General features: G+C 71.7%; 16 protein-coding genes. 7 read left to right on the top strand and 9 right to left on the bottom strand.

The genetic code is table 11. The features are described from left to right. Positions 1 to 61: 61 nt before the first annotated feature. Positions 62 to 2569, bottom strand: coding sequence for a glycoside hydrolase family 65 protein (locus ASE87_RS15480; protein ID WP_056230252.1), 2508 nt, complete (start codon positions 2567 to 2569; stop codon positions 62 to 64). Beyond that, on the bottom strand, positions 2566 to 3408 hold the full coding sequence (locus ASE87_RS15475) for an HAD family hydrolase (RefSeq protein ID WP_369814021.1): 843 nt from the start codon (positions 3406 to 3408) through the stop codon (positions 2566 to 2568). Before ASE87_RS15475 ends, ASE87_RS15480 begins: the two co-directional genes overlap by 4 nt. A gap of 313 nt (positions 3409 to 3721) precedes the next feature. Here ASE87_RS15475 and ASE87_RS15470 point away from each other — a divergent pair, with 313 nt between their 5' ends. After that, on the top strand, positions 3722 to 7147 hold the full coding sequence (locus ASE87_RS15470) for a DEAD/DEAH box helicase (RefSeq protein WP_056230249.1): 3426 nt from the start codon (positions 3722 to 3724) through the stop codon (positions 7145 to 7147). Between the two features lie 109 nt (positions 7148 to 7256). Here the strand turns inward: ASE87_RS15470 and ASE87_RS15465 are convergent, their stop codons facing one another. Together ASE87_RS15465 and ASE87_RS15460 are read right to left on the bottom strand one after the other, a co-directional pair. Beyond that, positions 7257 to 7556, bottom strand: coding sequence for a putative quinol monooxygenase (locus ASE87_RS15465; RefSeq protein WP_056230247.1), 300 nt, complete (start codon positions 7554 to 7556; stop codon positions 7257 to 7259). A gap of 98 nt (positions 7557 to 7654) precedes the next feature. Further along, a complete protein-coding gene (locus tag ASE87_RS15460; protein WP_369814020.1) occupies positions 7655 to 9310 on the bottom strand; it encodes a molybdopterin-dependent oxidoreductase in 1656 nt (551 codons plus the stop codon). A gap of 193 nt (positions 9311 to 9503) precedes the next feature. Here ASE87_RS15460 and ASE87_RS15455 point away from each other — a divergent pair, with 193 nt between their 5' ends. Next, on the top strand, positions 9504 to 10976 hold the full coding sequence (locus ASE87_RS15455; RefSeq protein WP_082452730.1) for an APC family permease: 1473 nt from the start codon (positions 9504 to 9506) through the stop codon (positions 10974 to 10976). A 102-nt stretch (positions 10977 to 11078) separates the two neighbouring features. Here the strand turns inward: ASE87_RS15455 and ASE87_RS15450 are convergent, their stop codons facing one another. Then, a complete protein-coding gene (locus ASE87_RS15450; protein WP_082452729.1) occupies positions 11079 to 12200 on the bottom strand; it encodes an SDR family oxidoreductase in 1122 nt (373 codons plus the stop codon). A 112-nt stretch (positions 12201 to 12312) separates the two neighbouring features. Between ASE87_RS15450 and ASE87_RS15445 the strand changes: the two genes are divergently transcribed. Together ASE87_RS15445 and ASE87_RS15440 are read left to right on the top strand one after the other, a co-directional pair. Beyond that, complete coding sequence (locus ASE87_RS15445) at positions 12313 to 12861, top strand: hypothetical protein (RefSeq protein ID WP_056230244.1); 549 nt, start codon at positions 12313 to 12315, stop codon at positions 12859 to 12861. 187 nt (positions 12862 to 13048) lie between these two features. Continuing rightward, positions 13049 to 14740 (top strand): threonine/serine exporter family protein, encoded by a 1692-nt coding sequence (locus ASE87_RS15440; RefSeq protein WP_231567069.1) that lies wholly within the window; start codon positions 13049 to 13051, stop codon positions 14738 to 14740. On the opposite strand, the gene ASE87_RS15435 is transcribed toward ASE87_RS15440, so the two are convergent. Next, on the bottom strand, positions 14737 to 15606 hold the full coding sequence (locus ASE87_RS15435) for a site-specific DNA-methyltransferase (RefSeq protein WP_157489947.1): 870 nt from the start codon (positions 15604 to 15606) through the stop codon (positions 14737 to 14739). The two genes, ASE87_RS15440 and ASE87_RS15435, sit on opposite strands and share 4 nt — an antisense overlap. Before the next feature lie 107 nt (positions 15607 to 15713). Between ASE87_RS15435 and ASE87_RS16260 the strand changes: the two genes are divergently transcribed. The 3 genes from ASE87_RS16260 (at position 15714) to ASE87_RS15420 (ending at position 18676) form a co-directional block, all read left to right on the top strand. Continuing rightward, complete coding sequence (locus ASE87_RS16260; protein ID WP_157489946.1) at positions 15714 to 16217, top strand: hypothetical protein; 504 nt, start codon at positions 15714 to 15716, stop codon at positions 16215 to 16217. A gap of 60 nt (positions 16218 to 16277) precedes the next feature. Next, the gene (locus ASE87_RS15425; protein ID WP_043594821.1) at positions 16278 to 18071 is read left to right on the top strand and encodes a DEAD/DEAH box helicase; all 1794 of its coding nucleotides are present in this window, start codon (positions 16278 to 16280) and stop codon (positions 18069 to 18071) included. Positions 18072 to 18262: 191 nt separating this feature from the next. Next, on the top strand, positions 18263 to 18676 hold the full coding sequence (locus tag ASE87_RS15420; RefSeq protein WP_137847029.1) for a hypothetical protein: 414 nt from the start codon (positions 18263 to 18265) through the stop codon (positions 18674 to 18676). A 292-nt stretch (positions 18677 to 18968) separates the two neighbouring features. Here the strand turns inward: ASE87_RS15420 and ASE87_RS15415 are convergent, their stop codons facing one another. The 3 genes from ASE87_RS15415 to ASE87_RS15405 form a co-directional block, all read right to left on the bottom strand. Continuing rightward, entirely contained in the window at positions 18969 to 19943 is a 975-nt protein-coding gene (locus tag ASE87_RS15415; RefSeq protein ID WP_056230351.1) for a RimK family alpha-L-glutamate ligase, read from the bottom strand. Positions 19944 to 20044: 101 nt separating this feature from the next. Continuing rightward, positions 20045 to 20743: an alpha/beta hydrolase gene (locus tag ASE87_RS15410; protein WP_056230235.1), complete on the bottom strand. Its 699-nt coding sequence runs from the start codon at positions 20741 to 20743 to the stop codon at positions 20045 to 20047. A gap of 320 nt (positions 20744 to 21063) precedes the next feature. Then, positions 21064 to 22509 carry a hypothetical protein gene (locus tag ASE87_RS15405; RefSeq protein ID WP_082452726.1) on the bottom strand — a complete coding sequence of 482 codons (1446 nt, stop codon included), beginning with the start codon at positions 22507 to 22509 and terminating at the stop codon, positions 21064 to 21066. Positions 22510 to 22536: the final 27 nt, after the last annotated feature.

Genomic DNA, 22536 nt, shown 5'->3' with positions numbered 1-22536 from the left:
CCTCCTCAGCCCTCGGGGGCTGAGGAGGCGCGGGTCGTCTGCGCGACGGACGTCGCGTCGGTCAGGACGCGGCTTCGTCCTCGTCATAGCGGTCGACGCTGATCGTCGGGATCGACGCCGTGATGACCGAGCCGTCGGCTCGCATGAGCCCCCGCAGGTCACTCGTCGTGGGAACGCGGGTCGTGATGCGCGGCCCTTGGCCCTCGAGGGCCACCCGCACCGGAGCCTCGGGGGTGACCCGGAACTCGTCGCCGCGGACGGACAACGTCACGGCGTCGCCCGTCTCGACGGTGAAGACGATCTCGTGCTGGGCGAGGTCGACGCGCACCCGGCTGCCCTTGATCGCGACGCGGAACGAGAGTTCTTCCCAGTCGGCCGGCAGGCGCGGGTCGAAGGTGATCGAGCCGAGCCAGTCGCGCATGCCGCCGTAGCCGTTGACGAGTGCGCTCCAGATGCCACCGGTCGACGCGACGTGCACGCCGTCCGAGGTGTTCTTGTGCAGGTCGGCCAGGTCGACGTACAGGGACGACAGGAAGTACTGCTGCGACAGCTGGTGGTGGCCGACCTCGGCCGCGATGATCGACTGCACGACGCCGGACAGGGTCGAGTCGCCCGTCGTCAGCGCGTCGTAGTACTCGAAGTTGCGCAGCTTCTGCTCGGGCGTGAACTCGTCGCCCTGCAGGTACAGCGCGAGCACGACGTCGGCTTGCTTGAGCACCTGGAAGCGGTAGATGACCAGCGGGTGGTAGTGCAACAGCAGCGGACGCTTGTTCGCCGGGGTGGCCTCGAGGTCCCACAGCTCTTTGTCGAGGAACTGGGCGTCCTGCGGGTGGATGCCCCGGTGGTCGTCGTACGGGATGTGCATCGCCTCGGCGGCGAGCTGCCAGCCCGTGATCTCGTGCTCTTCGAGGCCGAGGCGGTCGACCATCCGGTCGAACGCGACGGGAGCGTCGTCCTTCAGACGGGTGACCGCCCGGACGGCCGCCCGCAGGTTCGCCCGCGCCATGACGTTCGTGTAGAGGTTGTCGTCGACGACCGTCGTGTACTCGTCCGGCCCGGTGACGCCGTCGATGTGGAACCGCTGGTCGCCGTTCGAGCGCCAGAAGCCGAGGTCGGCCCACAGGCGCGCGGTCTCGACGAGGATGTCGACGGCACCCCGCTGCAGGAAGTCCTCGTCGCCCGTCGCCTGGACGTATTGGCTCAGGGCATGGCTGATGTCGGCGTCGATGTGGTACTGAGCCGTTCCGGCCGCGTAGTAGGCGCTCGACTCGAGCCCGTTGATGGTGCGCCACGGGAAGAGGGCACCTCGCTGGTTCAACTCGACGGCCCGGTCGCGAGCGGCGTCCAGCATGCCGAGACGGAAGCGCAGGGCGTTGCGGGCCACGTTCGGCGACGTGTAGGTGAGGAACGGCAGGACGTAGATCTCGGTGTCCCAGAAGTAGTGCCCACCGTAGCCCGACCCCGTCACGCCCTTGGCCGCGACGCCCTGGCCGTCGGTGCGGGCCGTGGCCTGGGCGAGCTGGTAGAGGTTCCAGCGGATGGCCTGCTGGATCTCGGGTTGGCCGGCGACCTGGACGTCGCTGCGCTGCCAGAAGTCGTCGAGCCAGGCGCGCTGGTGCTCGAAGATCTCGGCCGTGGGCGTCTCGGCCGCCCGGTCGAGGGTGCGGTCACACCGGTCGGCCAGTTCGCGAGGCGGCACGCCCCGACTCGTGTGGTAGGTGATCGTCTTGGTCAGGCGGACCTTCTGGCCGGCCTGCGCCTTGACGCGGTAGACGTGCTTGGCGATGTCGTCGTCGATCTGCGACGACTGGTCCCACTCGGCGTCGGTCTCGATGCGGTGCTCGGCACCGACCGCGATCGTCATGCCCGAGTTCGTCGTGCGGTAGCCGAGCACGGCCCGCGCGCCGCCGTTGCGGTTGAGCACGGGCTGCAGGACCCGGTCGTCGAACGACTCGGCCTTGCGCGGGTCGAACGCCTCGGCCGCCGCGCGCATGCCGGCGTGGTACTGGTCGCCCATGTCCTGACGGTTGAGGATCTGGCTCGAGATCAGCAGCGACGCCGACGAGTCGAGCATCGTGACCTCGTACTCGATGACGACGAGGTGGCGGTCCTCGAAGCTGACCAGGCGACGACTGGTGACCAGGACCCGCTTGCCCGAGGGGGTGCGCCAGTCGATCTCGCGGGTGAGGACGCCGTCGCGGAAGTCGAGGCGTCGCGTGTGGCGGAGGATGTCGGCCTCGAAGAGCACGAACGGCTCGTCGTCGACGTAGAGGCGGATGACCTTCGCGTCGGGCACGTTGACGATCGTCTGCCCGACCCGGGCGAACCCGAAGGCCTCCTCGGCGTGCCGGATGGGCCAGGTCTCGTGGAACCCGTTGACGAAGGTGCCGAACGCGTGTCCGCCGCGACCCTCGTCGGGGTTGCCGCGGAGGCCGAGGTAGCCGTTGCCGACCGCGAAGACGGTCTCGGTGAGGCCCTCGTCGCCCTGGACGTACTCGTCCTCGACGAAGGCCCATTCGTCGACGGGGAACCGCGAACGGTCGAGCGGGTCGGACGTGATGTGGTTCACGACTGTGCCTCCGTGGTGCCGGTGGTGCTGCTGCTGGTCGAGGGGGTGTCCGGTGTCGCCTGGTCGGGATTCGGAGCCGAGGAGGCGCGGGTTCGGTCGAGCGCACCGACCAGCGTGCCGAGGTCGTCCACGACGAGGTCGGCGCCGAAGTCGAGCAGGGTCTGCGCGCCCGTGCCGCGGTCGACCCCGAGCACGAGGCCGAAGGCACCACGACGACCGGCTTCGACACCGGACTGCGCGTCTTCGACGACCACGCAGTCGTCGGCGGTGAGGCCGAGGCGGCGGGCGCCCTCGAGGTACGTGTCGGGGGCCGGTTTGCCGGCGATGCTCTCGTCCGCGGCTACGACGCCGTCGACGATCACGTCGAACCGGTCACGGAGACCGGCGGCCTCGAGCACGGGCACGGCGTTACGCGAGCTGGAGACCACGGCGACGCGGACTCCCTCGGCGACGGCCCGGTCGAGGAAGGCCACCGACCCCGGGTACGGCGTGACGCCGTTCTCGGCGAGCTCGGCGGCGAAGGCCGCGTTCTTGCGGTTGCCGAGTCCGCAGACGGTCTCGGCCTCGGGGTCGTCGTCGGGTGACCCCTCGGGCAGGACGACGTCGCGGGCGGCGAGCATCGCCCGGACACCGTCGTAACGGGGCCGACCGTCGACGTGCTCGAAGTAGTCGGCCTCGGTGTAGGGCGCGAGGTCGTGCGCGGCGAAGTAGTCGCCGAAGAGGCGGGCCCACGCGCGCATGTGGACCTCGGCGGTCGGCGTCAGGACGCCGTCCAGGTCGAAGAGCAGGGCGCGGAGGTGCGAGAGGCGCGAGGCGTCGCGGGGCATGGCGGAGGACACGGGGTGCCGATCCCTTCGAGCGTGGGGGCAGGGTGAGCGGCACCGGGGCGGCGACGGCCCGGTGCCGGTGAGGCGGGAACGTTTCGGGGCAGGGCGATGGTGCGGGGCAACGGGACGAGCGGGGGTGATGCGAGCCAGCTGCTGCGCCGACGAGGTGGTGCGGGAAGTACCGCACGGCTCAAGTGTGGCACCGCTCCGCCCGGACACCTAGCCACCCGACCGGGGTGTGGAGCAGCCGAGCCCTGGGGACGGGACGACGGGACGGGTCACCCGGCCCTGTGGACGGCGCCACCACCTGGGGAAGGAGCCCGAGGTGTCGGCGGCGGCTGACATCATGGGCGGCATGGACCTGGGCGACGAGTTCGACGTGCACGGCGGCTTCCCGGCTGGCGACGGCGACGCCGACGGCCCCGTCCACTCCGCGGCCGTGCCGCTGGTCGACGCCGTCGACGTCATCCGGCTCGTCGGGCCCCGCGCCTTCAACCGGGCGAAAGAATACGTCCGCGACGGAGCCGTGCTCGACACCGCCTGGCACCCCGCGGACGAGCGCCTCGAGGGCACCGTCCGAGGTGCCGAGGCGACGCCGTACGAGGTCGCCGTCGATCTGCGGGCGACCCGCGGCGAGTACAGCCGACCGGTCCGCAGCCGCTGCACCTGCCCGATCGGCAGCGACTGCAAGCACGTCGCGGCGACGCTGTTGCAGAGCAACTCCCGAGCCGTGGCCGATCGCAGCGCTGCGACACCCACCGTCGACGACCTGACGACCGGGGGCGCGACCGCGCTGGGTGCTGCACGGCCCGGCACGGGCGGGAGCGACTGGCGGTCGACGGTGGGGGCGATCGGGCAGCCGACCCGCGCCTCCTCGGTCCGGACGACGCGCATGGGTCTGCTGTTCGAACTGCGCGACCGGGCTCACTCGACCCGAGGACGCGCGGTCGCGCCCTCCGCCCGGCGACGAGGCGGACCGACGGTGCAGCGACTCGGCGTGCGGCCCGTCACCCTGAGCGGCACGGGCAACTGGGTGCGGGGCAACCTCACGTGGTCGTCGTTGCCGTACCAACTGAACCGGCTCGCCATCGAGCCCGAGCAGCACGCCTGGTTCGGCCAGTTCGCGGCGCTGCACCGGTCGGCCGTCTCGACCTACACGCCGGGCGACGCCGACTGGCTGTTCGTCGACGACTTCGGCAGCCCCCTGCTCTGGCCCTTGTTGGCCGAGGCCGGGCGCCTCGGCATCGCTCTCGTGACGGGCAAGCGTTCGACCGACGTCGTCGTCGGCGACGAGGCCCGGGTGACCGTCGACGCCGTGCTCGGCGACGACGGCTCGATGCTGCTGACCGCCGGGGTCACCGTCGACGGAGTGGCCCGTCGCGCGGAGTCGACCGGCGTCATCGCCGACCACGGGGTGTGGTGCGTCGCCCACGAACCCGCGCTGACCTTCACCCTCGCGCCGACCGCGGCTCCGCTCGACGACGAGCAGCGCCGACTGTTGACCGTCACGCCCGAGGTGGTCGTGCCGGCCGCCGACTCAGCCGAGTTCCTGCGCGACTACTACCCCACCCTTCGCCGACGTGTCGACGTCGTCAGCTCGGACGCCTCGATCGAGTTCCCGACGATCGTGCCGCCCGAGCTGACCCTCACGGTCGCCTTCGAGAAGGGGCAGGCGATCCGCCTGACGTGGGGGTGGACCATCGACGGCACGCTCCGGCCGCTGACGGCGCACTCCCCCGTCCCCGACCTGGGCGAGCTCGACGTCGTCCCGCGCGATCAGGTGCTCAAGGGGGTGACCGCAGCCGAGTTCGCGACCGGCACGCTGCCCGCCCTCGAGGCGCGAACCGACCTGCAGGTCGACCTCGTCGGCACCCGGCCCGACTATCGCGAGCTGACCGACGAGCCACGCCTGACCATCACCACGATGCCGACCGACAAGCGCGACTGGTTCGACCTCGGCGTGCTGGTGACCGTCGAGGGACGGACCGTCCCCTTCACGCCGCTCATCACCGCCCTCGCGAAGGGGCGGAAGAAGCTGCTGCTGGTCGACCACTCGTACCTGTCCCTCGACCACCCGGCCTTCGACGAGCTCAAGAGACTGATCGACGAGGCGTCGGCGCTCGACGAATGGCAGGTGGCTCCGCGCATCAATCGCTACCAGGCGAGCCTCTGGTCCGAGCTCGACGAACTCGCGGACGAGACCGTCCCCGCCGCCGAGTGGCAGCAGGCGGTCGGCGGGCTGCTGGCCCTCGCCGACGCCGGTGGGCTCGAGGCCGCCACGGCGATCCCCGTGCCGAGCGCGGTCGACGCGACCCTGCGCCCGTACCAGCACGAGGGGTTCGCCTGGCTCGCCTTCCTCCACGACCAGGGGCTCGGCGGCGTCCTGGCCGACGACATGGGGCTCGGCAAGACGCTGCAGACGCTCGCGCTCGTCGCGCACGTTCGTGAGACCGAACGAGCCAGGGTCGCCGCGGCCGCCGCGACGCCGGACGCTCCGAGCACCCCGCCCGCGCCCTTCCTCGTCGTCGCCCCGACGTCGGTCGTGTCGAACTGGGTGGCCGAGGCCGCTCGTTTCACCCCGGGGCTGGCCGTCCGGGCCGTGACCGCCACCCAGGCGAAGGGCGGGCGCGGGTCGGTGCACGACCTCGCGCAGGGTGCCGACGTCGTCGTGACCTCGTACGCGCTCTTCCGCCTCGACTTCGCCGCGTACCAGGCCGAGGGCTGGGCCGGGTTGATCCTGGACGAGGCGCAGTTCGTCAAGAACCGTGCGTCGCAGGCCCACCGGTGCGCGGTCGACCTCGACGTGCCGTTCAAGCTCGCGATCACCGGCACGCCGCTCGAGAACAGCCTCACCGACCTGTGGTCGCTGCTGCACGTGGTGGCGCCCGGCCTGCTCGGCAGCGGAGTCCGGTTCGCCGACGACTACGTCAAGCCGATCGCGACGGGTGAGGCACCCGAGCTCCTGCAGAAGCTCCGCAAGCGCATCCGACCGTTGATGATGCGCCGCACGAAAGAGCAGGTCGCCTCCGACCTGCCGGCCAAGCAAGAGCAGGTGTTGCGCGTCGACCTCGACCCCGCGCACCGCGACCTCTACGACGCCTTCCTGCAGCGTGAGCGGCAGAAGCTGCTCGGCCTGATGGACGACCTCGACCGCAACCGGTTCATCGTCTTCCGGTCGCTCACCCTGCTGCGCCTGCTGTCGCTCGACGCCTCGCTCGTCGACGAGGCCTACGCCGACATCCCCTCGGCGAAGCTCGACCAGCTGCTCGACGAACTCGAGGACGTGGTCGCCGAGGGGCACCGCGCCTTGATCTTCAGCCAGTTCACGACGTTCTTGCACAAGGTCGCCGCCCGGCTCGAACAGCGTGGAGTCGCGTTCGAGTACCTCGACGGGTCGACCCGACGTCGGGCCGAGGTGATCGACCGGTTCAAGACCGGCGACGCACCCGCATTCCTCATCAGCCTCAAGGCGGGCGGGTTCGGGCTCAACCTCACCGAGGCGGACTACGTGTTCATCCTCGACCCGTGGTGGAACCCGGCCACCGAGGCCCAGGCGGTCGACCGCACGCACCGCATCGGCCAGACCGACAACGTGATGGTCTACCGGATGATCGCCAACGACACCATCGAAGAGAAGGTGCTGGCCCTCCAGGCGCAGAAGTCGCAACTGTTCGACGCCGTGATGGACGACGACGCCGTGTTCAGCGCGGCGCTCACCGCCGACGACATCCGCGGCCTGCTCGACGCCTGACGCGGGTCGGTGTCGTGTCGCCCGACGGGGACGGGCGAGTTCGTCGACCTCGGTCGTCCCCGGACGACCGCGCCCGTCGAACCCGCCCGTCGTCGCGGGCGGACGGGCCTCAGGCCAGCGACACCGTCTCGGCGAACGTGCGGGTGGTCGGCGGGGCGAGCAGCACCTCGGGCAGGCGGTTGGCCCCCTCGGGAGTGGCCCGCCACGCGACGTAGGCGTCGTGGTCGGCCGACGAAGCCCAGGTCTCGACGACGATCATGACCGACGGGTCGGCGTCGTCGATCAGCACCTCGAGCCCTTCGCAGCCGGGCCAGGCGCGCGTGGCGACGAGGGTCTCGCGAGCGATCTCGTGGGCGAGGTCGAGCCGGGCGGGGTCGACGTGGATCTCGAGGTGGACGGTGGTGGGCATGGTGGTTCCTTCGATCGGGCGGCGACCCCGGGAGCGGGCCGCGCGGCGGACGGGCCGCGACCTCCCACCCTGGCACCCGCGCCTCCTCGTCCGCCGGGTCAGGCGACGTCGACGGTCACGCGGTGCCACCCCTCGGCCCCGTTCGGAGCCGGCTGGACGTACGCCTCGGGCTGCCAGGTGCCGTCCGCGCCCTGCGCCCGCACGTCGATGGTGTGCGACCCCGATCCGGCCGACCCGGCGTCCCAGCGGTAGACCCACTGGCGCCAGGTGTCGGCCGACACCGAGTCGGCCAGCGTCGCGTCGAGCCACGAGCCGCCGTCGACGCGCACCTGGACCGCCTCGACCCCGGTGTGCGGCTGCCAGGCCACGCCCGCGATCGACACCGTCCCCGCGTCCACCGATCCCCCGTCGCGGGGCACGTCGATGCGCGATTCGAGCTTGACCGGCCCCAGGGCGTCCCAACCGCGGGGCGTCCAGTAGCCCTCGGCGTCCGCGAAACGGGTGACCTCCATCTCGACGACCCACTTGGTCGCCGACACGTAGCCGAACAGGCCTGGCACGACCATCCGCACCGGGAAGCCGTGCTCGATCGGCAGCGGCTGCCCGTTCATGCCGACCGCGAGCAGCGCGTCCGTGCCCTCGTCCTGCAGCACGTCGAGCGGGGTGCCCGCCGAGAAGCCGTCGATGCTGCGCGAGAGCACCATGTCGGCGCCGCCGTTCGGGCCCGCGCGCTCGAGCAGCGAGCGGATCGGGTAGCCGAGCCAGAGCGCGTTGCCGATGAGGTCGCCGCCGACGTCGTTCGAGACGCAGCTGAGGGTCGCCATGTGCTCCTCGAGCGGCAGGGCTAGCAGCTCGTCGAACGTGATCGACACCTCGCGGTCGACCAGACCGTGGATGCGCAGGCTCCAGTCGGCCGGGTCGATCGAGGGCACCTGCAGGGCCGTGTCGATGCGGTAGAAGTCGGCGTTGGGCGTCACGTACGGGGTGATGCCGACGACGTCCAAGGAGGCGCCGGCCGGCACCGCGGCCTCGGTCACGCTCGCGCGGGGCAGCGTCAGGGCACGCCGCAGCGCCGCCGCGTTCGCGCGGCCCGCGTTCACCACGCGCGCCCCCGTGCCGACGACGACCGCGGCCACGCCGGCGGCCACCGTGTAGGTCAGGAACGACCGGCGCTCGAGTCCGGGCCCGCGCAGCGGCGGGACGGGCTGCGTCTGCTCGGCCCACCCGGGCGACGTCGAACGGACCCACCGACGGAGGCGCGAGGCGAGCTTGTCGACGAGCAGCACCGCCGCGAAGGTGCCGACGAGGCTCGGGATGGCGTCCACCTGGCCGGCGTCCGCGCGGGTCAGGACCGCGATCACGGCGAGCGCCCCGCCCGCCACGAAGGCGATCTTGCCGATCGGCTGGCGGCGGTACTCGCCGTAGCCGGCCGCGCCGGTGATGACGACGAGCAGCACGCCCATCAGCACGAAGAGGGCGACCTTGTCGCCGGTGTCGAACAGCGACACCATCGTGTCCTTGACGCCGGCGGGGGCGAGGTCGATGACGGCGGAGCCGACGGCGAAGAGCGGGCTGCCGGTGGGTCCGGTGACGAGGGCGACGACCTCGGCGGCGGCGAGGAACGCGGCCATCGACACGACTCCGGCGAGTGCGGCCCACAGTCCGGCGGCGCGGGGGGTCATCGGGTCGCCGGGCCCGGGCGAGGGGACGGGGCCGGGCGTCGCCGACTCGGGTGGGGACAGGCGGACCGACATGGGCTCAGGGTACGACGCGTGGCTCGGGAACGGCCTGCGTCCCCGGGTGCCGGCCGCGCCTCCTCGCCGTCGTGTGGACGCCCTCCCACGTTTCGGGGCCGTGACGATGTGCGGCCTCCTCTTCCGTCGCCACGACGACCGGAGCAGGATGACCGGAACGCCCGAGACACACCGATGCGCCCCGGAGGTCAGCATGTCGACGACGAACCAGCAGCCCCCGAACCCACGGTCCGCGAACCAGGCCCAGCCCCCCACGACCGACACGGGTGAGAGTCCTACCGAGCTGAAGCGGGCCATCGGCCCGAAGCTGCTGCTGCTCTTCATCGTCGGCGACATCCTGGGCACGGGGGTCTACGCCCTGACCGGGCAGGTCGCGGCCGAGGTCGGCGGTGCGGCCTGGCTGCCGTTCCTGATCGCGTTCGCCGTGGCGCTGGTGACGGCGTTCTCGTACCTCGAGCTCGTGACGAAGTACCCGCAGACCGCGGGCGCGGCCCTCTACGTGCACAAGGCGTTCGGCATCCACTTCGTGACGTTCATCGTCTGCTTCGTGGTGATGTGTTCGGGCATCACGAGCGCGTCGACGGCGTCCCGGGCATTCGCGGCCAACCTGGCGGCGGGCATCGGCGTCGAGCTGTCGAACTCGGCCGTGATGCTGATCGCGATGGCGTTCATGCTGCTCGTGATGGCCGTGAACTTCCGCGGGGTCAGCGAGAGCGTCAAGGCGAACGTCGTGCTCACCCTGATCGAGCTCTCGGGCCTCGTCATGGTGATCCTGATCGGGTTCTGGTTCATCGCCGGCGGCAACGCCGACTGGGGCCAGGTCGTGCTGTTCGAGACGCCCGGTGACAAGTCGCTGCTCCTGAGCGTCAGCACGGCGACGTCGCTGGCGTTCTTCGCCATGGTCGGCTTCGAGGACTCGGTCAACATGGCGGAGGAGACGAAGGACCCGAGCCGCATCTTCCCGAAGGTGATGCTGACCGGGCTCGGCATCACCGCGGTGATCTACGTGCTCGTCTCGATCTGCGCCGTGGCGATCGTCCCGATCGGCGAGCTGGCCGACAACGAGACTCCGTTGGTCACGGTGGTGAACACCGCCGCACCGGACTTCCCGATCGGGAAGCTGCTGCCGTTCATCTCGATGTTCGCCGTCGCGAACAGCGCCCTGATCAACATGATGATGGCCAGCCGACTGCTCTACGGCATGAGCAAGCAGGGCGTGCTGCCGGGCTTCCTCGGCAAGGTGCACCGGAAGCGGCAGACCCCGTGGGCGGCGATCGTCTTCACGACGGCGCTCAGCCTGGTGCTGATCGGCTACGTCTCGCTGTCGCCCGAGTCCCCGATCGTGGCCGTGCTCGGCGGCACGACGTCCCTGTTGTTGCTGACGGTGTTCGCCCTGGTCAACGTCGTCGTGCTCGTGTTGCGGCGTGACACGGTGACGCACGACCACTTCCGGGCGGGAAGGGTGCTGCCGATCATCGGCGTCGTGGCCTGCCTCTGGCTCGTGCTGCCGGTGTCCTCCGGTCGCGGCGCCGAGCAGTACACGATCGCCGGCGGCCTGCTCGCGATCGGGGTGGTGCTCTGGCTCGTGACGTTCCTGTCACGTCGGGGCCGGCCGGTGCCGAGCGACGCGATCGCGGACGCTGAGCGCACCGACCCCGGGGCGTAGACGGTCCGCGACCTCGAGGGGAGTGCGGGAGGCGCGGGTCGAGGACGCAGGAGGCGCGACGCCGGTCTCGTCACCGGCACCGCGCCTCCTCGGCGCCTCGGCCTACGGGATGAGGCGGGCGGCGCGGTAGCGCTCGAACAGGTCGACGAACGCCTGCTCGGTGCGGCGGTACCGGGTGAAGCCGGCGTCGCGGGCCTTGCCCATGTCGGTGACGACCTCGATGTCACGGCCGAGGTCGCCGTCGGTGTGCCACCACGAGGCGACCCGCGACAGCTCGGGCTCGGCGAGGTCGTGCTCGGCGACGAGGTCCCGCCACTCCTGCTCGAGGCCGACCATCTGCTGCTCGAGCGGTCGGGGCTCGCCCTCGAAGCCCTCGACGAGGGCCGGGTCGATGCCGAGGTGGCCGGCGAGACGGGGCCACAGCCAACGCCACCGGAAGACGTCGCCGTTGACGATGTTGAACGGCTCGTCGGCACCCGCCGGGTCGGTCGCGGCCCAGATCATCTGCTCGGCGAGGACGCCCGCCTCGGTGACGTCGACGAGCGAGTTCCACTGGGTCTCACTGCCGGGGAAGACGAAGGGACGACCGAGGCGCTTGCTCAGCGCGGCCTGCACGGCGATGGTCAGCCCCATGTTCATCGCGTTGCCCACGGCGAACCCGATGACGGTGTGCGAGCGGTGCACCGACCAGGTGAACCCCTGGCGCTCGGCGGCGGCGAAGAGTTCGTCCTCTTGTGCGTAGTAGAAGTTCGGGTAGGGCAGGCGCTCCTCGTCCTCGTGGAAGGGCGTGTCGGGCATGTTCCCCGTGCCGTAGGCCTCGAACGGGCCGAGGTAGTGCTTCAGCCCCGTGACGAGCGACACGTGCCGCACCGGGGCGTGGTCGAGAGCGGCCAGCAGGTCGCGGACCATCGCGCCGTTCACCGCGATGTTCTCGGCCTCGGTGTCGCGCTTCTGCCACGCGGCGAAGAACACGTGCGTCGGCTTCGCGTCGGCCAGCGCGGTGCGCAGGCTCTCGGCGCTCGTCAGGTCGGCGGCGATGCCCGTCACCCCGGCGGACGAGGAGGCGCGGCGCGAGAGGGCGAGGACGTCCCACCCGTCGCGCGTCAACTGCTCGACGAGGGCGGTGCCCGTGATGCCGCTGGCGCCCACCACGAGGGCGGTGCCGGGAACGGTTCCGGCGGCGGGCTGCGTGCTGTCGGTCTGGGGGGTTTCGGTGGTGCTCATCCGTGGTCCAAGCCGTTCGCGCCTCCCGGCATTCCCGGTCGGCGTGTCCACGCGACGTACCCCGCGCCTCCCGTCTGACAGGACCCCCGAGGCGCGGGCGTACGGTCGGCCCATGGATCAGGACACGAACGAGCCCACCGGTCGAACGCCCGAGGACGAGGCGGCCGCTCTCGCGCTCGCCATCGTGTCCCAGGCCGCGGCCATCACGCAGGGCGACCCCGAGGCCGTCGAGGCCAGCGACGAGAACCTCCGCGAGGTCGTCGCCGAGCTGACCGACGAACCGCTGACGCCTCGACAGGAGGACGTCATGGCGACCCTCGGCACCGCCGGAGGCAGCCTCGCAGCCGGCCTCACCGCCGCCCTCGCCCACGAGAAGGGAGTCGACCCGGGGGTGATCCTCGGCTCGACCTCGCAGGCCATCGTGGCCCAGACGCAGTCGCCCTTCGCCGGCGGACAGGACGAGATGGACGACGACCCCGAGCTCGTCGCGCAGGCCGAACGCGACGCCCGGGCCTACGCCGCCGAGCGCGACGGGGACGATGCGCCCACGCGAACCGACCTCGGTCACCACGACATGGCCGACGCCGGACGCGAGCGGGGCGACGCGGGCGAGCCGCGGGTCGAACGTGGCGACGACGACGACGCCGACCACGCGTCCTAGGGCCGACGACCTGCTCGACGCGACGGGCCCGGACGCCCGGCGCCGCGCCTCCTAGACTCGACGGACGGGTCCGCGGGACCGCCTCGGCGGTGCCCCGGCCCGACCGGTCACGAGCGAGGAAGAGGTCAGCGTGTCGGACGCCAGGCGCCCTGAGCGGCCCACTCCGGTGAGGCCTCGGCCTCCTCGGGTGCCCAAGGCCCCGAAGGCCAGACCGAAGGGGCCCGCCCAGTCACGACTGGTCAACCAGCACGAACTGCGCGACGTCCGGGCACGACTGCGCGGCACCATCTACGAGGGCACGACGCCCGAGCACGGCATCGGCGGCGACCTCTACTCGCCCCGACAGATCGTCGACTTCTGCCTCGACCTGGGCGACGTCATGCTGTCGTCGGGTGCCGACGTCCGCAGCACCGAGGTCGCGATCGTGGCCGTGAGCACCAAATGGAACCTGGCCCCGCTCGAACTCGACATCACGGGCACGGCGATCACCATCCAGTACGCCCCGGCCGGCGTCAACCCGTTGGTCAAGACCCGGGTCATCTACGCCGAGGGCTCGAACCTGCACCGGCTGTCGAGGGTCTACCAGATCGTCGACGACCTGCTGCACGACGACCGCGACATGACCGAGGCGGTGGCCGGCCTCGTCGAGGTGTTGAAGTCCCCGCCCCGGTGGCCGTCGTGGCTGACCGACCTGGCGATGGGTCTGCTGGGCGTCTCCGTGACGCTGCAGGCCGGCGGCACGTGGCAGGCCGCCGTCGGCGCCTTCGTGGTGATGATCGGCATCATGACGTCCGGTCGAGGGCTCAGCGCCCGCGGCATCCCCCAGTTCTTCGTCATCGGCCTGCAGGCCGCGTCCACCGCCGCCCTCGGAACGCTCGGCATCTGGGCGGGGCTGCTGACCCCGGGAGGCGCGGCGGCGTTGGTCGCGGCCGTGGTCGTCCTCGTCCTGCCGCACCCAACGATCGTCACCTGGGCCCAAGACGCGATCTCGGGCTTCCGGTCGATGGCGGTCGGCCGCGCCCTGGTGATCGGGCTGATCGTCGCCGGGGTCGTGTGCGGCATCCCGGCCGGACTCGCCGTGACCGCACGGTTCGCGGACATCGAGGTCGACCCGACGAACATCACGCTGCAGGCGCTGCCCCTCTGGCTCTCGCTCATCTCGAGCTTCGCCGCGGCGTCGGCCAACTCGATCGCCCAGGGGTCGACCGCCCGCATGATCCCGATCACGATCGGGGTCGCCCTGGTCGGCAACGTCTCGCTCTTCACCCTGCGCCACCTCGGGCTGCCGCTGATGGGGGCGACGTTCGTCGCGGCGACCCTGTTGGGTGCGCTCTCGACCGTGGCCGCGGCACGTCTGCGGACGGCCGCGACGGTCATCGCGGTGCCGGCCTTCTGCGGGTCGTTGCTGCCGTCGCTCGCCGTGGCGTCGTCGCTGCTGAACTTCATGGCCGGCAACGACGGTGCCGAGGTCGACTTCGTGTTCTCGATGCTCACGACGCTGGCGATCGGCGCCGGACTCGTGCTCGGCAGCCTGCTCGCGACGCCGGGCGCCCGTCGGTGGCTACGCCGGGCCAAGCGCGTGCGCGTGCAGTCGGTGCACACGGACACGACGCCGATCAGCGTCATCGTGCCGACGGTCGCCGCGGAGGCGCCCGTCACGGCACCACCCGTCACGGAGCCGCCGGTCGCCGCGCCCACGCCCGTGACCGCGCCGATCCCCCTGGTCCCGTCCGCGCCTGAGACGGCTTCGGAGCCGAAACCCTTCCCGGAGCGCCCGCGCTTCGCGGACCCGACGGCACCGCACCTCCCCGGGGTCGCTCTCTCGACTCCGGTCCGGTCCGCCGAGCCCCCGGCAGACGCCGGGACCTCGGGCGGCTAGCGCTCGGCCCCGGCAGTCACCCCACGGCCGGTGTCGCCGCGCCCGGTGTCGCCGCGGCCGGTGTCTCCGCGCCCCGTGTCTCCGCGCCCCGGCAGCTCGACCTGGGCGTCCTCGCCCTCGAGACGACGGATGATCGGCCGGACGTCGCCGATCTCGGCACCGACCCAGTGCCGGTGCATCTTCTCGGCCACGGCGTAGGTCGTGCCCGACCCGCCGAAGGGGTCGAGCACGAGATCGCCGGGCTCGGAGCTGATGGTCAGGACTCGCTCGAGCAGCTTCTCGCTGAGCTCGTTCGCCCCTCGGGTCTTCGTCGCCCGGTGTCGGACCGGGGGGATGTCGAGCCAGACGTCGGTCAGGTTGATGCCGTCGGGGTGCAGCTTGCTGCGGTGGCCGCCGTAGTCCTTGATGTCTCGGCCGCAGTGACGGCAGACCTGGATCGGCAGGCGGGGTCGGACGAAGCGCGACGGCTTGCCCTTGCTGTAGTAGAGCAGCGAGTAGTGCGACGGGTAGAGCTTGTTGGGGATCGGCAGACCGTACTTGATGTCGACGGCGACCCAGTGACGGAAGGTCATGCCCTCGCCGTTGAGCACGTGGCCCAGCTCGATGTTCCAGCGGGGGAGGTTGAAGAGGTAGAAGGAGCCGCCCGGCCTCAGCACCCGGACGCACTCGGCGATCCACCGGCTGCACCAGGCCAGGTAGGCGTCCTCGTCGAGCGAGTCGTCGATGCCCGCCCCGTAGACCTTGCCCAGGTTGAACGGCGGATCGGCGAACACGAGGTCGACCGACTCGTCGTCGAGCTCGGCGAGGACCTCGAGGCAATCGGCCTGGAAGAGCCGACCGCTGGCGGTGCGGTACGTCGGTTGCACGTCGTCCTTCGGGGTGTCGCGAGGTGGGATCGGTCGTCGAGAAGACTACTTCGGGCCGCCGACATCGAGGCCCGCCCGTTGTGCAGACGACCGGTATGCTGACGACCGTGTCGCCCCCTGCGAAGAAGCAGATGCCGTACTCGAGGCGTCCTCGGCCCGTCGACGAGGTGATCGTGCTCCGCCGGCAGGGTCGGCTCCCGCTCGACGACACGCTCGACCCCGACGACCCGATCCTGCGGCCGAGGCGCCACCCCCGGCGGGGTCCCCCGGCGGTCCACGTCCATCGCGAGCCGATCCCGCACCGGCCGGCCCTCGCGCTCGCCCTGTCGGCCGTGGCCACCGCCGGGTACGTCGCGTGGGGCTGGGCCGAACTGCACGAGGGAGCCGCCGAGTTCCCGCTCGACCTCGCACGAGGGCGACGGGCCTCGGCGCCCGTGGTCGGCCTGACCTCGGCCGCCTTCGCCGTGACGGCCCTGCTGTCGGCCACCGTCGGGCCACGCCCGGGCCGGTCGCGGACCCTGCGCCGGGTCGCCGTCACGACCTCGGTCCTGGCCACGACGATCGTCGGGGCCACGCTCGCCGTGGCGCTGCTGCACCCCGCACCGACATGACTCGACCCGCCTCGCGGGCGGGAGCAACGGCAGAGGCCCCGGACAAGCTACCGTTGCACCATGAGTGACACCACCGAGCAAGCCCCGAGCGACGCCACAGAGCAAGCCGACACGACGCCGACGTTCGCCGATCTGGGCTTGAGCGACCAGGTCCTGAAGGCCATCCGTGAGATCGGCTACGAGACCCCTTCGGCCATCCAGGCCGCCACGATCCCCACCCTGCTCGACGGCCGCGACGTCGTCGGCCTCGCGCAGACCGGCACCGGCAAGACCGCGGCCTTCGCCCTGCCCATCCTGTCGCGCCTCGACGTCTCGGCCAAGAAGCCGCAGGCGCTCGTGCTGTCGCCGACGCGCGAGCTCGCACTGCAGGTCTGCGAGGCGTTCGAGCAGTTCGCCTCCGGCATGCGTGGCGTCCACGTCCTGCCCGTCTACGGTGGCCAGGCCTACGGCGTGCAGTTGAGCGCCCTGCGCCGCGGCGTGCACGTCGTCGTCGGCACGCCCGGTCGCATCATGGACCACCTCGCCAAGGGCACCCTCGACCTCAGCGAGCTCAAGTACCTCGTGCTCGACGAGGCCGACGAGATGCTGAAGATGGGCTTCGCCGAGGACGTCGAGACGATCCTCGCCGACACCCCCGACGACAAGCAGGTGGCGCTGTTCTCGGCCACGATGCCGCCGCAGATCCGTCGCATCTCGAAGCAGTACCTGAACGACGCCGAAGAGATCACGGTCAAGGCGAAGACCACCACCTCGGTCAACACGACCCAGCGCTACCTGATGGTGTCGTACCCGCAGAAGGTCGACGCCCTGACGCGCATCCTCGAGGTCGAGAACTTCGAGGGCATGATCATCTTCGTCCGCACCAAGAGCGAGACCGAGACCCTCGCCGAGAAGCTGCGCGCCCGCGGTTACTCGGCCGCGGCCATCAGCGGTGACGTCGCCCAGGCCCAGCGCGAGCGCACGGTCAACCAGTTGAAGAGCGGCAAGCTCGACATCCTCGTGGCGACCGACGTCGCGGCGCGTGGTCTCGACGTCGACCGCATCAGCCACGTCGTCAACTACGACATCCCGATCGACACCGAGTCGTACGTGCACCGCATCGGCCGCACCGGCCGTGCCGGCCGCAGCGGTGCCGCGATCAGCTTCGTCACCCCGCGCGAGCGTCGTCTGCTGGGTGCGATCGAGAAGGCCACCCGCCAGCCGCTCACGCAGATGCAGCTGCCGACCGTCGAGGACGTCAACAGCACCCGGCTCACCCGGTTCGACGACGCGATCACCGAGGCCCTGTCGCAGGACAGCCGCATCTCGGCGTTCCGCGACATCATCAGCCACTACGTCGAGCACCACGACGTGCCCGAAGCCGACGTCGCCGCCGCCCTCGCCGTGGTCGCCCAGGGCGAGACTCCCCTGCTGCTCGACCCGAAGGACGAGCGACCGCAGCGCGACGAGCGTCCGCTGCGCGAGCGCGACGACCGCGCCCCGCGCGGCGGCCGTGACGACGACCGGGGCGAGCGCCGCGAGCGCGGACCGCGCACGTCGAAGCCGATGACGGCGTACCGCATCGAGGTCGGTCGTCGCCACCGAGTCGAGCCGCGTCAGATCGTGGGCGCCCTGGCGAACGAGGGTGGCCTGAGCCGCGACGACTTCGGAGCCATCCAGATCCGCCCCGACTTCTCGGTCGTCGAGCTCGCCTCGGACGTCTCGACCGACATGCTCGACCGTCTGAGCGACACCCGAATCAGCGGCAAGCTCATCGAGATCAAGCCCGACCGCCGAGGAGGCGCGCCCCGCCGCGACGACCGCCCCGACCGGTCACAGGGTGGCGAGCGGCCCGCCCGCAAGCCCCGTTACTAGACACCCGGCCGCACGGCCCACGACGCCGACCTCGCCTTCCGCCTGGTCGGCGTCGTCGTGTCCGGGCGGTTCGTCGGCGACTCGGCCCGTGATGGTCGTGGACGGGCGGATTCGTGGTCCCCGGGCCGCCGGAGGCGCCCGTCCACCACGAACTCGCCCGTGAACCCACCACCTCGTTCGAACGGAGTCCGATGAGCACCCCGCCCTCCCCCGGTGGCACCGATGCGCTGTTCGGCGTCGTGCAGACCGCCCTCACGATCGGCAGTGCCGTCCCACTGCTGCTGTCGTTGGTCGCGTTGGTGCTCTTCGTGCGGATGCGACGCCGACTCTCCGCCGGCCTGCCGGGAACATCGGGCACGCGCCGCCTCGCCGACGACTCCCGGCGACTGCACGACCTGGCCCGGGTGAGCCTTCTGGGCTCCGCGTTCGGCCTCGTGCTGCTGGTGGTGGGCCAGATCGTCGTCGGCCTCGGCACGCCCGTCGGCCTTGCCGCAGCGTTCGCCGGGCCGCTCGCACCCGTGACGATCGGTGCGGTCGTGCTGACCGGCCTCGCGGCCGTGGCGTTCGCGACCTCGCCGGCGCCACCCGCGCCTCCGCGTCGCTAGCCCGTCCCGGCGTCCGCCTGCAACGCTCGACCGTACGATCGAAGGGACCCGGTGTCGACGCGACGTGGCGACGACCGCCCGCCAGGCGCGAGGCCCGTGTGACCGGGCTCCTGGTGGCCAACGTGGTCATGGCCGTGACGCTGCTGCCCGCTGCCTGGGCGCTGGTCGTCCTGATCGCCGGCCCCTGACAACCGCCGCCCGAGACACCCCGTCCCGGGACGCCGTCGAGTGGACGACGAACCGCGGCACGACGTGGCGCGGCGTCCACTCGACGGTGTCCAGGCGACCGGCGCTAGGCCGGTGTCGCGGCGTACTCCGCCGCCAGCACCTCGCCCAGCCACGCGGCGAGCGTCGCGGCGGCCGACACCGACGACGACCGCTCGACGTCGGGGTTGTAGTTGGTGTTCGTGTTGACGTCGTAGGGCACGAAGCGACCGTCGACGGTCTCGATGAACTCGATGCCCGCGACCTCGATGCCCTGTTCGGCGACGAAGGCTTCGAGCCGCCTCACGAGCGGGTGCTCGGCGGTGACCGAGGGGCGCACCGCGAACGGGGCGAAGGTGGCCGGGTCGGCGCCGTTGGGCACGACGCACGCGTCGGCGGGGCACAACTCGAAGCTGCCGGCCGAGGTGTCGACGCACACCGCGTAGACGAACCGCCCGCCGACGAACTCGACGCGCGTGTTGAAGGGTTGCTCGGCCTGCAGGAACTCCTGCAGCAGGGTGATCCCGTCGACCGGCACCTCGAAGTCGGGCCCGTCGACGTACGCGTCGAACGAATCGAGGTCGTCGAAGCGGCGCACCCCGAGGCCCTTGCCGCCCTGGTTGTGCTTCGTGATGAACGGCAGCGTCTGCTCGCGGGCCCGCGCCTTGAGGTCGGCGGTGCCGAACACGGCGGTCGTCGCGGGGACGTCGAACCCGGCGGACGCCAGCGCCAGGTACTGCGCCACCTTGCTCACCTCGAGTTCGACGACACCGCTGCCGTTGATGGTCCGGCGCCCGTGCCGTTCGGCCCAGCGCAGGGTCGCCCGGGCGACCTCCTTGGCGGTCCCCCGGCCGCGCGTGTGGGCCGATCCGCTCAGCCGCGACCAGAACACCCCTTCTGGAGGCGCGGCCGCGAGGTCGAAGGACGTCCCGTCGAGCAGGTGCTCGCGGTGGGGCACCCCCGCGGCGTCGAGCGCGGCGACGAGCGGCGGCAGCCACTCGGCGTTGTCGTGCAGCACGTGCACGACGGGTGTCGGGTCGGCGTGGTCGATCGGCGAGGTCATCGTTCGATCGTGCACCGTTCGGGCCCGGGGTGCCAGCCCGACCGACACACGCGGACAGGTCGAGTCACGTCGGCCCGACCGACACACGCGGACACGTCGCGTCAGGCGGGCCGGGGCGTGCGCGCCGCGAACGCGTCGACGAGCACGGGATCGTCACTGCGCTGACGTTCGAGGAAGAGCACGATCGAGGCCGTCACCGTGCGGTGACCGGAGCCCCGCAGCACGTCGTGCCCACCCTGGCCGACGAGGCGGACCGAACCCCGCGGGAGCTGGGCCGCCCAGGCGACGGCGTCCGCGACCTCGGTGACCCGGTCCCCGTCGCCATGGAAGACCAGGGTGGGCTGCACCACCGACCGTGCTGCCGGCAGAGACAACCCCGCCGGCAGAGCCCTCCGGTTCCGGTCGTCCCGTCCGTCGAGCCCGACGCCTCGTCGCGAGGCCGGCGTCAGCACGCCGGTCAGGACGACCGCGTCCACGGCCGCAACCGAGTCGGCCGCGACGGATGCCGCGAGGGTCGCCCCGACGTCGGAGCCGAGCAGCACGAGGGGTCTCGGCAGTGCCCGGTCACGCACGAGCCGCTCGACGCCCGCCCGCACGGCGCGGACGTCGGTGGAGACGTCGTCGAACAGCTCGACCCGGTACCCGTCGAAGACGAGACGGTCGGTGAGCCTCGCGAAGTCGTCCGCTCGCTCGCCCTCCCCGAGCAGGACGATCACGGTGCCGCGCACGTCGACGGTCGGGGTCTGGCCGACCGCGCTCGAGTCCGCGGAGTCGACTGCCGTGTCGCCGACGCCGCTCACGACGCCGCGCCCGCGGTCTGCAGCAACGTTCGTCCGAGGTCGCGCGGCGCCCGGCGGGAGGCCGCGGTCGGACGGGTGCTCCTGCTGGTCACGACGACTCCCCTGCGCTCGACGACGGATCGGTGCGGAGCGTCGGCGAGCGACGACCCCGCGTCCCGTCATCCTCGGCCCGGTGCTTCCATCACACGAACGACGTGACGTTTCGTGACGGAGGGTGACGCCGTGTCTCGCGACGGACGTGGTGAGGGCGATCTCAGGATCAGGGCTCGACGGCCACCTCGACAGGGCGTGACGAGGTGAGGAGCCTCGTCGTCCGGCGACTACCCGCCCCAGGCGGAGGCGACGATCTCGCACAGACGTCGATCGTCGGTGTCGAGCGTCGAGCAGTCACCCGTCGCCCCCTGCCCGACCGTCTCGGTGGCGAGGTCGGCCGCCCCGCGCACGTCTCGCCGGAACGTCACGACGGTCCCGGCCGGTGCCGTCCGAACCGCGCCGACGACGTCCGCAAGGGCGGCGTCGGTGGCGGTGTCACCGAGCTCGATGCTGACTCGACCCTCCGTGGCGGTCACGGCCACGCCCTCGATCCGGGGTGCGGTCACGATGGCGCCCGTGACGGTGGCGAGCACCGCGAGCGCCTCGGGCCGTCCCGAGAACCAGAGTCCCCGACCGTCGGCTGCATCGGACGAGACGCGGATCTCGTCCATCCCGGACACGGCCCCGGAACCACCGATGGCCTGCATCGCGGGCACGGCGCCCTCGAGCCCCGACGTCCGTACCTCGACCGACCGGGCACTGATCGCCGAGTAGGTGACCGTGCCGGGCGCCACGACGTCCACCAACGACTCGGCCGCGGACAGGTCGCCGTCGAGCTCCCGCCGTTCGTCCGGTGAGTCGACGAAGCCGATCGACGTGCCGGGCACCTCCGACATCGCGACGAGGACGCCGGCGATCCGGGCAGCTCGCGGGGACGCCTCCGCCACCTCGTCCGGCGAGTGGTACCCCGTGACGGTCGGTGTGTCGAGGTCGACCCGGATGCCCTCCGGCAACACGTCGACCCGCCCGGCCCCGAGATCCGCAGCCCCCACGGCGTCGAGCAGCCGAGCCTGGTCGGCGGCGTCGAGGACGACGTCGGACGTCGCGGGATCGTCGAGGACCGAGGGGAACCCGCTGACGTTCTCGGTGACGAACCGGCGGGAGTCGGGGCTCCAGGCCGTCACGTCGACGTCGGCCAGCTGAGCCGCGGCATCCCGCAGGGACCGTGCCCGCTGCCAGGCCGAGACGACGTCCGACGAGTCCGAGGGGACCACCGTGATCCCGAACCCCTGCCGAGGCGAGTCGGTTCCGATCGCCCGGCCCTCGCCGAACGCGTGCGTGGTGAGGGACACCTCGGCGAAGACCGGGTCGTCCGCGACGCGACGGGCGAGGTCGAGCTGGGCCGCTGTGTCGCCCTCGTCGGCGAGCACCTCGAACGAGACGGCGCCTCGCCGGACGTCGACGAACCGCCAGCCGGAGGAGTCACCGACGTTGCGGGCCACGAACGGCCTGATGCGCTCGGCGACGGCTTCGAGGTCGTCGTCGGAGAGGTCGTCCTCGACCACGACCGTGGCCTGGGCCTCCGCGACGCCGAGGGGAGAGTCGGTCCCGGCCGTCTCGATCTCGACCACGCCGCCGACACCGTCCATGAGTGACTCGAACCGTTGGAGCAAGTCACTCGAGCTGGCACATCCGGCGGCGAGCGCGAGGACGGCCACGACGACGGTCGCCACGACGCCCCGCCTCGACCTGATGCCCAT

It is taken from the genome of Frigoribacterium sp. Leaf44 (genome assembly GCF_001421865.1).
Taxonomy (GTDB): Bacteria; Actinomycetota; Actinomycetes; order Actinomycetales; family Microbacteriaceae; genus Frigoribacterium.
The sequence above is the reverse complement of the archived record's forward strand: the minus strand, read 5'-3'. Positions and strand labels throughout refer to the sequence as shown.